Origin of the sequence: Streptomyces venezuelae, from assembly GCF_008642375.1 — a bacterium.
In the GTDB taxonomy this organism is placed as follows: Bacteria; Actinomycetota; Actinomycetes; order Streptomycetales; family Streptomycetaceae; genus Streptomyces; species Streptomyces venezuelae_G.
Window position 1 is genome coordinate 4,967,092 of sequence record NZ_CP029194.1, and the last position, 12,243, is coordinate 4,979,334.

Here is a 12,243-nt window from a genome sequence, read left to right on the forward strand (position 1 = left end):
GGTTCTCACACCTCCACTTCCATGGTGCGCCGCCTTCACGGCCAGAGCAGCTCGCGGAGCCAGCCCGTGCCCGTCGCGGGGTCGCGGCGGTAGCGGAGGCGGAGGTGGCGGCGGCGGGCGTCGCCCTGGAAGAACTCGACCTCGGCCGGTTCGACCACGTAGAGCGTCCAGGTGGGGGAGGGCGCGTCCGGTTCCGCCTCGGCGCGCCGCCAGGCCGCCTCGCTCGCCGCCGCGAGGGTCTCGGGGGAGTCCAGGACCTCGCTCTGGCGGCCGACGAGCGCCGAGGCGAGGGCGCCGGTGGTGCGGGCGTGGAGGTCCTCGTACGCCTCCTCGGGGCTGCCGGTGGTGACGTGGCCCCGGATCCGGACCTGGCGGCCCTGGGCCGGCCAGTAGAAGCCGAGGGCGGCCTCGGGGCGGGCGGCGAGCTGGCGGCCCTTGGCACTGGTGGCGTGCGAGGCGAAGTGCCAGCCGCGCTCGTCGGCGTCGTGCAGCATCACCGTACGGACGTCGGGCCGGCCGGCCTCGTCCACGGTGGCCAGGGAGAGGGTGTGCGGCTCGGTCTGGCCGGCGGCGACCGCAGCCGTGAACCAGTCGTGGAAGAGGGAGAGGGGCTCGGGCGGGGCGCCCGCCGGGTCGAAGGAGGGGAGCTCGGTGTCCCAGACCCGGAGGGAGCGGAGGGCGTGGTGGAAGTCGGTCATGCGGTCACCGTAGGGCGCGGGGCCGCCGGAGCGCCGGTCGGCGCGGTGTAGTCCTCGATCGGGACCGCGTTGGCCGCCGACTGGATGCCGTCGCGGATCTTCTTCGCGATGAGGTTCTTCCAGGGGGTCTTCGGCAGGGTCCGCACCATGAGCATGCGCAGGGCGATCTTCCACTTCGAGTCGACGGTCATCTCCTTGACGAAGCCCTCGGCCATCCTCTGGTTCTGCTCGACGCCCGGCCGCATGCGCTCCTCGTAGCGGGCGAAGGCCACCGTGTGGTCGCCGCCGGCCCGGGCCAGCTCGCCCGCCAGGACGTAGGCGCCGGTGAGGGCGAGGCCGGTGCCCTGGCCGGAGGCGGGGGAGGCGCAGTGCGCGGCGTCGCCGAGCAGGACGACGCGCCCGCGTGACCAGCGGTCCATCTCGACGAGGGACATGGAGTCGAGGTAGAAGTCGTCGGCGTCGGCCGCGTGCTCCAGGAGCCGGGGGACCTCCCAGCCGTCGCCCGCGAAGGTGTCGGCGAGCAGCCGCTTCTGGCCGTTGACGTCCCGGAGGTCGTAGGGGACGTCCTCGGGGGCGGAGAAGACGAAGAGGTTCTTGGCGTCCGTCTCGCCGGAGGCGCTGTAGACGCAGAGCAGCTTCCGCGGGATCGCGTGGTACGTCTCCCAGCGGTCGAGGCCCAGGTGGTTGGGGGCGGTGAAGATGGAGATGTACGCGCCGAGGTGGCGCTTGAACCGCTCCTCCGGACCGAAGGCGAGCTTCCGGGTGTTCGAGTGGAGCCCGTCGGCGCCGACGACGAGGTCGAAGCGGCGGACGGTGCCGCTGTCGAAGGTCACGGTGACGCCGTCGGCGTCCTCCGTCAGGGCGCCGATGGAGTCGCCGAAGAGGTACTCGACGTCCTCGCGGGTCCGCTCGTACAGGATGCGGGCGAGGTCGCCGCGCATGATCTCGTCGTCCTCCTCGACGCGTCCGCCGAAGATGTCGGCGGGCAGCTCGCCGATGGTCCGGCCGGCGTCGTCGACGTACGAACCGCCGCGCATGTCCGTGGATTTGGCGCGGATCTCGTCGAGGATCCCCATCCGGCGGCAGATCTCGATCGCGGTGCCGCGGATGTCGACCTTGTAGCCGCCGGTGCGGAGCTCGGGGGCGCGCTCGACGACGGTGGGGGCGAAACCGTAGCGGTGCAGCCAGAGGGCGAGGGCAGGGCCGGCGACGGAGGCGCCGGAGATGAGGACGGTCTTCGCGGCGGTCTTCGCGGTGCTGCTCATGGCGGACTCCTTGTCGGTGGTGCGGGCGTCTCCTTGCCCGCACCGATGACTATACGGATGTCCTACACGACTGTCTATGACGCTTGTATAGATTCTTGGGGGAGGGCTCCGGCGCCTCAGTCGCGACCGAGCACCACCGTCCCCGAGGAGCAGAACCAGCCCCCCGTCCCCGACGCCACCGCCAGTCGCGGCAGCGAGCCGTCCGCCCGCCGCACCTGGAGCCCGGGCGCCTCCCCGCGCAGCTGCCGTACCGCCTCCACCAGCAGGAACAGCCCGCGCATCCCGGGATGGCAGGCCGAGAGCCCACCGCCGTCCGTGTTCACCGGCAGTCGCCCCTTCTCCCCGAAGAACGCCCCGCCCTCGCCCTTCGCGCAGAAGCCCAGGTCCTCCAGGGTCACCAGGGTCATGTAGGTGAAGGCGTCGTAGATCTCGGCGAGGTCGACGTCGGCCGGGCGCACCCCCGCCCGCTCGAAGGCGAGCCGGCCGCTGACCGCCGCCGGGGAGACCGTGAAGTCCTCCCACTCCGACATCGTGGTGTGCGAGACGTGCTCGCCCGTGCCGAGGACCCAGACGGGGGCCGTCCGGCAGTCCTTCACGTACTCCTCGGCGACCAGCAGCACCGCGCAGCCGCCGTCGCTGCGCAGGCAGCAGTGCAGCTTGGTGAACGGGTCCGCGATCATCGGCCCGTCCAGGACGTCGTCGACGGTGATCGGGTCCCGGAACATCGCCTCGGGGTTGAGCGCCGCGTTCGCCCGCGCCTCCACGGCGATCCCGGCGAGCTGCTCCAGGGTCGTCCCGTACTCGTGCATGTGGCGGCGGGCGGCCATCGCGTACTTGGCGATCAGGGTGTGCCCGTACGGGACTTCGAACTGCAGCGGGCCGCGTGAGCCGAAGGAGAGGTTCGCGGTGCGGCGCCGGGCCCGGATGTCGGCGCGGGCCGTGGAGCCGTACACGAGCAGCACCGCGTTCGCGTGGCCGGCGGCGATCGCGTCGGCGGCGTGCGCGGCCATGACCTCCCAGGTGGCGCCGCCGACGGCGGTCGAGTCCACCCAGCGGGGGCGCAGGCCCAGGTATTCGGCGACCTCGACCGGGGCGAGCGTGCCGAGCCCCGTCGAGGCGAGGCCGTCGATCAGCGAGCGGTCGAGGCCGCTGTCCGCGAGGGCGCGCCGGGCGGCCTGGGCGTGGAGTGCGTACGGGGTGGCCTCGTCGACGCGTCCGCAGTCGGAGAGGGAGACGCCGACGACGGCGACGCGGCGGGGGCTGCGTGGAGTGGCGACCATGAATCTGACGGTACATCAGATCGGCTGAATCGGGACCGGCGCTTCTCTGGGCAACCGGCACTGTACCGCCCTAGCATGACGGACCGTCAGATACGGAGGGAGCTCCATGGACGCCGCCGACACAGCAGCCGACGCCGACACAGCGGCCGACGCCGCCGCGCTCACCGAGGAGCAGCAGAAGATCCGCCGCACCCTGCGGGACCTGCTCGCCGAACGGACCGGACCGGAGGAGAACCACGCCGCCACCGCCACCCCCGAGGGGTACGACCCCGAGCTCTGGGCCCGGCTGTCCGGCACCCTCGGCCTCGCGGGCCTCGCCCTCCCCGCGGAGTACGGAGGCGGTGGCCACGGACCCGCCGGACTCGCCCTCGCCTGCGAGGAGACCGGCCGCGCCCTCGCGCCCTCCCCGCTCCTCGCCACCGCCGTGCTCGCCGCCCCGCTGATCGCGGCCCTCGGCACCCCCGCCCAGCGCGCCGAACTCCTCCCGCGCCTCGTCGACGGGAGCCTGACCTGCGCCCTCGCCGTCCCGGGCGGCTCCCTCGCGCTCGCCCTCGGCCTGACCGGCGACAACACGGCGGAGGACTGGTCGGGCGGCGGCCGGGCCGGCGGGATCCAGGCGCGCGCCGTGCCCGGGGACGGCGCCGGGGCCGGGGGTGTGGGTGTGGGCGGTGCCGGGGACGGAGCCGGCGCCGACGGGCGCGGCGCCGGCGTCGGCTCCGGTGGCTGGCGGCTGTACGGGGAGGCCGCCCAGGTCCTCGACGGGCACAGCGCGGACCTGCTCCTCGTCGCCGCCCACACCGGCGGCTTCGCCCGCAGCCGCACGCTCCTCTTCCTCGTGCGGGAGCGGGAGGGCGGGATCCCCGGGCTCGTACGGACCCGGCGGACCGCCCTCGACCTCACCCGCCCCCACGCCACCGTCGAACTCCGGGACGCCGAGGCCGAACTCCTCGGCGAGGAACCGGCCGACGTCCTCGGCGCGCTCGCGGCCACCGGCCGCACCGCCGCCGTGATGCTCGCCGCCGAGGCGGTCGGCGCCGCCGGTGCCGCGCTCGACCGGGCCATCGCCGGCCTCGGCCCGCGCGCCCGCCCCGGCCACCGGCCCGCCAGTGCCCTCCAGGCGGCCAGGAGCACCCTCGCCGACCTCTACGTCCGGGTCGAGGCCGCCCGCTCCCTGACCTACTGCGCGGCCAGGGAGCCCGGAACCGGTCCCGGAACCGGTCCCGAGAGCGGGCCGCTCGCGCTCGCCCAGGCCCTGGAGGCCCTGCGCGCCACGGCGGGCGAGGGCGTCCGGCTCCACGGAGGCGGCACCACCGGGGAACGGGAGGCGCGGCTCTTCTACCAGCGGGCCGCCTCCGACGAACTGCTCTTCGGACCCGCCCGGCGGCTGCGCGCCCGGGCGGCGGAACGGACCGGACTCTTCGGAGAGGTGGCGGCCTAGATGCCCGTCGGCGTGAGACTGATGCAGAAGGTGTCCTCGACCCGGACGTTCGCCCGGATCGCCCCGCACGTCATCCCCGCGATGGACAAGGCCGTGCACCGGCTGACCGGGGGAAAGGTGCTGCTCAGCGCCCGGATGCTGCCGGGCGTGATCCTCACCGCGCGGGGCGCGAGGAGTGGCCTGCCGCGGGTGACGCCGCTCGCCTGCATGCCGGAGCCGGACGGCGGCTGGCTGCTCATCGGCTCCAACTTCGGCCGGCCGGGCCACCCCGCCTGGACGGCGAACCTCCTCGCCCACCCGGACGTCGAGGTCAACTGGCGGGGTGAGGACATCCCCGTACGGGCGGAGCTCCTCGCGGGGGAGGCGCGGGCGGCGGCCTGGAAGGCGGCGCTCGGGTTCTGGCCGCCCTACGCCACGTACCAGCAGCGGGTGGAGCGGGAGATCAGGCTCTTCCGGCTGACCCGGCGCTGAGACTCCCTTCGCATTCTCCGGCCGGGAAACGCCGACGCCGACGGCGGTATCCGCTCCGTGGGGGCGGAGCGGGACCGCCGTCGGCGTCGACGACAGGACGGGTGGAGGAGGAGGGAAGGGCTATCTGGTCGGCTTCTTGCCGGTGATGCCCAGGTGGACCAAGAGGGCGAGGTTCGGCTTGAGTTCGGCCTGCTTGACGCCCCAGGTCTGGAAGCCCTTCTGGTGACCGGCGACCGAGGCCAGCATCGCCACCAGGGAGCCCGCCATGGCGGCCGGGTTGACCTCCTTGTCGACCTTGCCCTTGGCCTGGAGCTCCTTCACCGCGTCCGTGAGGGAGTTGGTGACCGAGTTCAGGATCTTCATGCGGATCTTGTAGAACCTCTTGTCGCCCTCGGCGGCACCGAGGTCCACGACACGGAGGATCGCGTCGTGCTTGCGCCAGAAGTCCAGGAAGCCTTCGACGAGTTCCTCCGAGGTCTGCCAGCCGGCCTTGCCGACCCAGGAGCGGCCGGAGACGAGCTCGGTCAACCCGGCGCCCTCCTTGGCCATTTCCTCCGCGATCTCGAGAACGGCACCCTCGACGTCCGGGAAGTACTGATAGAACGTCGCGGGTGAAGTACCCGCCTTCCGGGCCACATCGATGACCTTGACGTCCCGGTAGGGCGAGGAGCTGAGCATCTCACCGAGGCAGTCGAGCAGCTTCTGCCGCGTCGCCTGACCGCGTCGTCCGGCCACGCGGCCGTCGACGGTGCGTACTTGTCCTGTCATGCCGTCAGCTTACCGAGGGGGGATCGGCGCGCGATTCGGCCGAGTGCAAATGGGGTGCGGCCCTGCTCCGGGCGCGTTCCACGAGGTCGGCGCGGCGTGGCGGCCCGGCGCGGAGGGGGCGGGTTCAAGCCACGGGGAGGGCAGGTCGCGGAGGCCGCGGATCGGCCGACGGATCGGCCGACGGATCGGCCGACGGATCGGCCGACGGGCCCCGTACCCGAATAGGCTTATGAACAGCCTGTGGACAACTTCGGTGGACAACCCAAGCGTCCCAAGGGATCCGGGCCCGCGGCAGACCCATAAATCGCCTTTATGTTCCCATGTCGGGGCGTGCGGGAGGCCCTCCGCCGTCCTAGCGTGGAGCCATGGCCGTACGCACTGAGGGCACCCCGTGCTGGGTGGACGCGCAGCTTCCCGATCTCGAAGCGGGCAAGCGCTTCTACGGCGAGCTCTTCGGCTGGACCTTCGACCCCGACCGCGACGAAGCCCTCCTCGACGGACGCCGGGTCGCCGGGCTCCTCCCCAAGCGGGACGGCCGCATGCCCACCACCTGGACCGTCTACCTCGCCACCGAGAACGCGGGCACCCTCGCCGCCCGGATCAAGGCCGCAGGCGGGCAGATGGTCATGGAGCCCTACCCCGTCGGCCCGTTCGGCGTCATGGCGCTGGCCGCCGACCCCGGCGGCGCCGTCTTCGGGCTCCGCCAGGCCGGCGACGACGACGGCTTCGAGGCGACGAACGAGCCGGGCGCCTTCTGCTGGATGGAGGTGTACACCCGCCGGCCTGACGCCGTCGACACCTTCTACGCCACCGTCTTCGGCTATCTCGGCCGCCAGGCCGACGCCGACGACGAGGGCCGGGACCCCGGCTTCGACTACCGCGTCTGGTCGCCCCCCGGCTCCCGGCCCGGCGACGACAGCGCCTTCGGCGGGCGCGCGGTCATCAGCGACGACTTCCCCGCCGAGATGCCCGGCCACGTCCTCGTCTACTTCGTCGTCGTCGACTGCGACGAGGCCTGCGAGACCACCGTCCGGCTCGGCGGCCGGGTCGCCACCCCGCCCTTCGACACCCCGCACGGCCGCATCGCCGTCCTCCACGACAACCAGGGCGCCCGCTTCGCCGTCCTCTCGGAGCCGTCCTCCACGGTGTGAGGCATCCGCTCCGGATGGCTCCGAAATGAGGTGTGACACCCCGATCCGCCCCCGGGTTCGCAACCAGGCCCTCGGACAGGAAGAATCAGGGCCACGGGGCCGTACCCTCATGGCCCGTACGGGGAGGTGGCAGGCAAGTGGAACAGCTGACGCAGCACGACCCGAGACGTATCGGGCCCTTCGAGGTGCTGGGCCGGCTCGGCGCGGGCGGAATGGGCCTGGTCTATCTCGCGCGATCGGCCTCGGGCCGGCGCGTGGCGATCAAGACCGTGCGCACGGAGCTCGCCGAGGACCAGCTGTTCCGGGTCCGCTTCACCCGGGAGGTGGAGGCCGCCCGGGCGGTCTCGGGCTTCTACACGGCCGCCGTGGTGGACGCCGACCCGCGTGCCGCCGTGCCGTGGCTGGCCACCGCCTATGTCCCGGCGCCCTCGCTCGAAGAGATAGTGAACGAGTGCGGGCCGCTCCCGGCCCAGGCCGTGCGCTGGCTCGCGGCCGGTGTCGCCGAGGCCCTCCAGTCCATCCACGGTGCGGGCCTGGTCCACCGCGACCTCAAGCCCTCCAACGTCCTCGTCGTCGAGGACGGTCCCCGGGTGATCGACTTCGGCATCGCGTCGGGCGTCTCCAACACGCGCCTGACCATGACCAACGTCGCCGTCGGCACCCCCGCCTACATGTCGCCCGAGCAGGCCCGCGACTCGCGCAGCGTCACCGGCGCGAGCGACGTCTTCTCGCTGGGCTCCATGCTGGTCTTCGCCGCCACCGGCCACGCGCCCTTCCACGGCGCCAACCCGGTCGAGACCGTCTTCATGCTGCTCCGCGAAGGCCCCGACCTGGAGGGCCTGCCCGAGGAGCTGCGGCCCCTCATCGACTCCTGCATGCAGATGGACGTCACCCGGCGGCCCAGCCCGGCCGACCTCCAGGCCCAGCTCGCCCCGCACCTCTTCGGTCCCGGCAGCGACGACAGCGGTACGGCCTCGGCCTGGCTGCCGCACCGCGCCACCGCCATGATCGAGGCCCGGCGCAACGGCGGCCGCACCGCCCCCGGGCCGGCCGCGCCGCCGATGCCGCCGCGACCGCCCCGCGAGCCCGCCGACCGGTCCGGTGACCCGCGCTCCCCGGAGCCAGGCCCCCGGCACCCCGAGCCCTCGCACGCCGGCGGCCGGCAGCCCGAGCCCGCGCACCTCGGCGGCCGGCACGCCGGTCCCGCCGAGAGCGCCGGCGGCCCCGTCCGGCTGGGCGGCGCCACCGTCCCGATCGGCCCCGGTCCCCGGGTCTCCGACACCCGGGCCGCGCTCGCCGTCGGCCGGAGCGCCGACGCGGGCCCGGCGACCGGCTGGATCCGGCCGCCCGCCGGCGGTCCCCACGGCGCCGAGCCCGGCCCGCTCCCGGGCTCCCGCCCCGTCGCCGTACCCCCGCAGGGGGATCCGGCCGCCCCGGCGCAGCCGCCGGAGCCCGGTCCCTGGCGTCCCTGGCGCTTCCGGATGTCGAACGACGTCTGGGGCACCCCGGTCGTCGACGGCGACCTGCTCTACGTGACCTCCTTCGAGGTGCACGCGCTGGACACCGGGAGCGGCCGGCGCCAGTTCAAGACCCGGGACGTGGCCTGGTCGATGGCCGTCTCCTCGGGCCGTATCCACGCCTCCGACGGGCCCACGCTGTACGCGCTCGACGCGACCGACGGCAGCGAGCGCTGGCGGCTGCACACGGACGCCTGGGTGTACTCCCTCCGGGTGGACCGGGGCACTGTCGTCACCGGTACGCGCGGTGGCGGAGTCCAGGGCTGGGAGGCCTCCAACGGCGCAAAGCTGTGGGAGATCACCGGCGCCCAGACCGACTTCGAGACCCCGGAGGCGGGTCCCGCCGTGCACGGCGACACCGTGTACGTCTGGAAGGACGCCCGGCTCCAGGCCCTCGACGCCCGGACGGGTGTGGAGCGCTGGTCCTACCCGATCGGGGACGCCGCCTCCTGCGCCAACGTGCCGGTGCGGGTCGCCCCGGCCGAGGACGGCTGCGTGTACGTCTCCGCCGGCACCCGGGTCCTCTCGATCGACATCGCCGCCGGGCACGTCCGCTGGCACTTCGAGGCGCCCGCCGTCTTCCTCTCCCCGCCCGCGTTCGCTCCGGGACCGGCCGTCACGGGCGGCGGGGTGTACCTCTCCGACCACCTCGGCACGGTGTACGCGCTCGACGCCACGACCGGCCAGGACCGGTGGCGGATCGCGACCGAGCCGCGCCAGTCGGCCGAGCCGGTGCTCGTCGCCGACGGCAACGTCCATGTCGGCAGCGGCAGCGCGCTCTACACGCTCGACGCGGTCACCGGCACCCCGAGGTGGCGGTTCGCGGCGGGCGGTGAACTCGTCGGCTCCCCGGTCGTCGCCGACGGCCGGGTGCACTTCGGCTCCGCCGACCACGTCCTCTACACGCTGGACGCGACGGGCGGCCAGCTGCGCTGGAAGCTCGCCACGGGCGGCGAGATCACCGGCTCGCCGGTGGCGAAGGGCGGGGTCGTGTACGCGTGCAGCAAGGACCGCTGCGTGTACGCGCTCGACGCGGTCAAGGGCACGGCCACGGGCAGGGGGCCCGCGCCCCGCTGACGACGGCTCCCCGCCGACGACGGCTCCCCGCCGACGACGGCTCCCCGCTACCGCTGCGGGGGCCCGTCCCGCCGCGGTGGTCCGTCCTGCTCCGGGTCCCAGGTCGGGACGTCGTAGGGCTGCGTCGGGGCGGCGTGCGGGGCCGAGGCCTGCGGGTGGCGGTGCGGTCCGTCCGCGTCGTCCGTGACCGGCGGCGGCCCGTCCAACGTGGGGTGGGTGGGCCGCGGCTCGTGGTCCGCCCGGTCCAGCCGGTGCGTGCGGTGCCGGCCCGACATGACGAGCGCGCCGAGGAGCAGCAGCACCCCGCCGCCGAAGGCGTTGGCGACCCCGTCGCCCAGGCCCGTACCGTCGCCGGAGATCACGAGGCTGCCCTCGGCCTGCCCGACACGCACCATCCAGAAGACCGTGAAGCCGAGGACGACGAGCCCGGCGAAAGCGACGAGGAGCCGGGAGCGCAGGGCGACCCCGAGGACCGTGACGAGGGCGGCGAAGGCGAAGGGCAGCAGGATCGAGCCGAGCAGGTCGGCCTTCGTGTCCGTGATGCCGGTGAACAGCTCGTCGATCGCGTAATCGCGTCCGTGACGGCCGTCGTACCAGGCACGGAAGGGGCTCCAGACGGCGGCCGTCGCTCCGGCGAGGGCCAGAACCGAGCCGATGACGTTGCGGATCATCTGTCGGCCTCCTGGACGGTCCGGCTCTCGCTCCCGACGCTACGCCGGGTGCGGGGGGCCCGCCATTTGCGGCCCGGAACATGCCCTAGGGTGTGGCGCGGACACGACAGCACGAGGAGGGCCGATGGTGCGCACGCGCCTGAAGATGGCGGCGACGCTCACGGTGGTGGTGCTCGCGCTGACCGGATTCCAGACCGGCCACGGCAGCAGCAGCGGCGGCGGCAGTGGGAAGAGCAAGAGCGGCAAGAGCCGCTCGGACTCCGACGACGACTCGGGCGGCGGCTGCTCCAGTGACGAGAAGAGCAACGACGACTACAGCGGCTCGGACGGCTCGGGCGGCTCGGGCGGCTCCGAGGTCACGCCCAGCCCCACCTCGGAGACGGTGAAGATCGAGGTCGTCGTGGTGGACTGCGTGAAGTCCGCCCAGAAGAAGCGCAAGGGCAAGCCCGCCCGTAAGGCGGACACCACGGCGACCCTGAAGGCCGTCTCGCGCGACGAGCTCCCGGGGACGTACTGGGTCACCCTGCACTTCAGGAACGCGTCGGGCACGGTGCAGAGCATCGGCGAGATCGGTGTCACCGTCGGGAGCCACGAGACGAAGACCTTCGAGGTCAAGATGGAGAACCCGCAGTTCGTCGACCGGGTGACGAACTGCTGGGTCTACGAGGTGCGCAGGCACTACACCACCGCGCTGCCTACCGAGTCCGGTACCCCTTCCCCCTCCCCGTGAACAGGCCCGCCTGACGTTCCGGCGGCAGGTTTCCCAGCGTGATCAGGTGCGGCGCGTGGGCGAGGGCCGGGGTGCGGGACGCCTCCGTGACCGACCAGAGCGCCCGGACCGTGCCCTGGACGGCCTCGGTCGGGTGCGCGGCGACGACGGCCGCGGCCCGCAGGGCGGCCTCCAGCGCCCCGCCGGCCGGGGTCAGCTCGGAGACGAGCCCCGTCTCGTACGCGCGCCGGGCCGAGATCCGTTCCGCGCTGCCCATCAGGGCCATCCGGGCGATCTCCCCGTAGGGCATCCGCTGGGCCATGTGGATGGTCTCGAAGGCGCTGACCATCCCGTAGGTGGTGTGCGGGTCGAAGAAGGTGGCGTCCTCGCCGGCGACCAGGAACTCCGCCTCGCCGAGCAGGTAGAACGCCCCGCCGCAGGCCATGCCCTCGACGGCGGCGATCACCGGTTTCCACAGGTCGTTCGCCTTGGGGCCGATCGTGAGCAGGGGGTCGTCGATCGTGTACGGGGACGAGGGCTGCGGGATGTTCCCGGCGGCGTCCCGGTCGATCCCCGTGCAGAAGGCCCGCCCGCCGGACCCGGTGACGACGATCGCGCGGACCTCGTCCTCGTACCGGAACCCCCGCCAGACGGAGGCGAGGTCGCGGGCCATGTCCAGGGTGATCGCGTTGTGCTTCTCCGGCCGGTCGAGGGTGACGACCGCGACCCCGGTCTCCTTGTCGCGTTCGACGCGGACGGCCATCTAGCCGCGCTCCAGGAGCCAGCGGGGGACCGTGACGCCGTCGACCTCGGTGAAGGCGACCTTCACCGGGGCACCGATGCGCAGCCGGCCCGCGTCGAGCGAGTTCAGGGGTGCGTCGGGGGTGGTGACGACGTTGCCGGCGAGGCGGATGCGGGGGGCGTCGGCCAGTTCGACGAGGACCGCGTTGTACCCGGGCTGGGCGGCGTAGTCGGGCAGGAGCGGCGGGTGGGGCAGGACGTACGACCAGATGCGGCCGCGTCCTGACATGAGCCGCCATTCGCTGTCGAAGGAGTGGCAGTGCGGGCAGCAGGGGCGGGGCGGGAAGCGGAGCTCGCCGCAGTCGGGGGCCGCGCAGGCCTGGACGCGGAGCTCGCCCCGGGCGGCGTACTCCCAGAAGGGGGCGCCGTCCTCGTCGGTGACGGGTGTCAGCATCGG

Annotated in this window: 12 protein-coding genes; 5 read left to right on the plus strand and 7 right to left on the minus strand. The window is 73.6% G+C overall.

Annotated elements, in window-relative coordinates; translation table 11 throughout:
- Positions 1-35: 35 nt before the first annotated feature.
- From DEJ46_RS22885 to DEJ46_RS22895, 3 genes are all read right to left on the minus strand, one after another.
- Entirely contained in the window at positions 36-698 is a 663-nt protein-coding gene (locus DEJ46_RS22885) for a pyridoxal 5'-phosphate synthase (protein ID WP_150269178.1), read from the minus strand.
- Positions 695-1,963, minus strand: coding sequence for an FAD-dependent monooxygenase (locus DEJ46_RS22890; RefSeq protein WP_150269180.1), 1,269 nt, complete (start codon positions 1,961-1,963; stop codon positions 695-697). The genes DEJ46_RS22885 and DEJ46_RS22890 overlap by 4 nt, the downstream gene beginning before the upstream one ends.
- Positions 1,964-2,079: 116 nt before the next feature.
- Complete coding sequence (locus DEJ46_RS22895) at positions 2,080-3,243, minus strand: thiolase C-terminal domain-containing protein (RefSeq protein WP_150269182.1); 1,164 nt, start codon at positions 3,241-3,243, stop codon at positions 2,080-2,082.
- 106 nt (positions 3,244-3,349) lie between these two features.
- Here DEJ46_RS22895 and DEJ46_RS22900 point away from each other — a divergent pair, with 106 nt between their 5' ends.
- Both DEJ46_RS22900 and DEJ46_RS22905 read left to right on the plus strand, forming a co-directional pair.
- Entirely contained in the window at positions 3,350-4,681 is a 1,332-nt protein-coding gene (locus tag DEJ46_RS22900; RefSeq protein ID WP_150269184.1) for an acyl-CoA dehydrogenase family protein, read from the plus strand.
- Positions 4,682-5,152 carry a nitroreductase family deazaflavin-dependent oxidoreductase gene (locus DEJ46_RS22905; protein WP_150269185.1) on the plus strand — a complete coding sequence of 157 codons (471 nt, stop codon included), beginning with the start codon at positions 4,682-4,684 and terminating at the stop codon, positions 5,150-5,152.
- A gap of 120 nt (positions 5,153-5,272) precedes the next feature.
- On the opposite strand, the gene DEJ46_RS22910 is transcribed toward DEJ46_RS22905, so the two are convergent.
- Entirely contained in the window at positions 5,273-5,920 is a 648-nt protein-coding gene (locus DEJ46_RS22910) for a TetR family transcriptional regulator (protein ID WP_055642901.1), read from the minus strand.
- Positions 5,921-6,285: 365 nt separating this feature from the next.
- On the opposite strand from DEJ46_RS22910, the gene DEJ46_RS22915 reads away from it, so the two are divergent.
- Positions 6,286-7,071 (plus strand): VOC family protein, encoded by a 786-nt coding sequence (locus DEJ46_RS22915; RefSeq protein WP_150269187.1) that lies wholly within the window; start codon positions 6,286-6,288, stop codon positions 7,069-7,071.
- Between the two features lie 137 nt (positions 7,072-7,208).
- A complete protein-coding gene (locus tag DEJ46_RS22920; RefSeq protein WP_150269189.1) occupies positions 7,209-9,665 on the plus strand; it encodes a PQQ-binding-like beta-propeller repeat protein in 2,457 nt (818 codons plus the stop codon).
- A 47-nt stretch (positions 9,666-9,712) separates the two neighbouring features.
- Here DEJ46_RS22920 and DEJ46_RS22925 read toward each other — a convergent pair whose 3' ends face one another.
- Entirely contained in the window at positions 9,713-10,336 is a 624-nt protein-coding gene (locus DEJ46_RS22925) for a hypothetical protein (RefSeq protein ID WP_150269191.1), read from the minus strand.
- A gap of 124 nt (positions 10,337-10,460) precedes the next feature.
- On the opposite strand from DEJ46_RS22925, the gene DEJ46_RS22930 reads away from it, so the two are divergent.
- Entirely contained in the window at positions 10,461-11,066 is a 606-nt protein-coding gene (locus DEJ46_RS22930; RefSeq protein ID WP_150269193.1) for a hypothetical protein, read from the plus strand.
- Here DEJ46_RS22930 and DEJ46_RS22935 read toward each other — a convergent pair.
- Together DEJ46_RS22935 and DEJ46_RS22940 are read right to left on the minus strand one after the other, a co-directional pair.
- A complete protein-coding gene (locus DEJ46_RS22935) occupies positions 11,032-11,808 on the minus strand; it encodes an enoyl-CoA hydratase/isomerase family protein (RefSeq protein WP_150269195.1) in 777 nt (258 codons plus the stop codon). The genes DEJ46_RS22930 and DEJ46_RS22935 overlap by 35 nt on opposite strands.
- Positions 11,809-12,240, minus strand: coding sequence for a Zn-ribbon domain-containing OB-fold protein (locus DEJ46_RS22940; RefSeq protein WP_150274682.1), 432 nt, complete (start codon positions 12,238-12,240; stop codon positions 11,809-11,811).
- Positions 12,241-12,243: the final 3 nt, after the last annotated feature.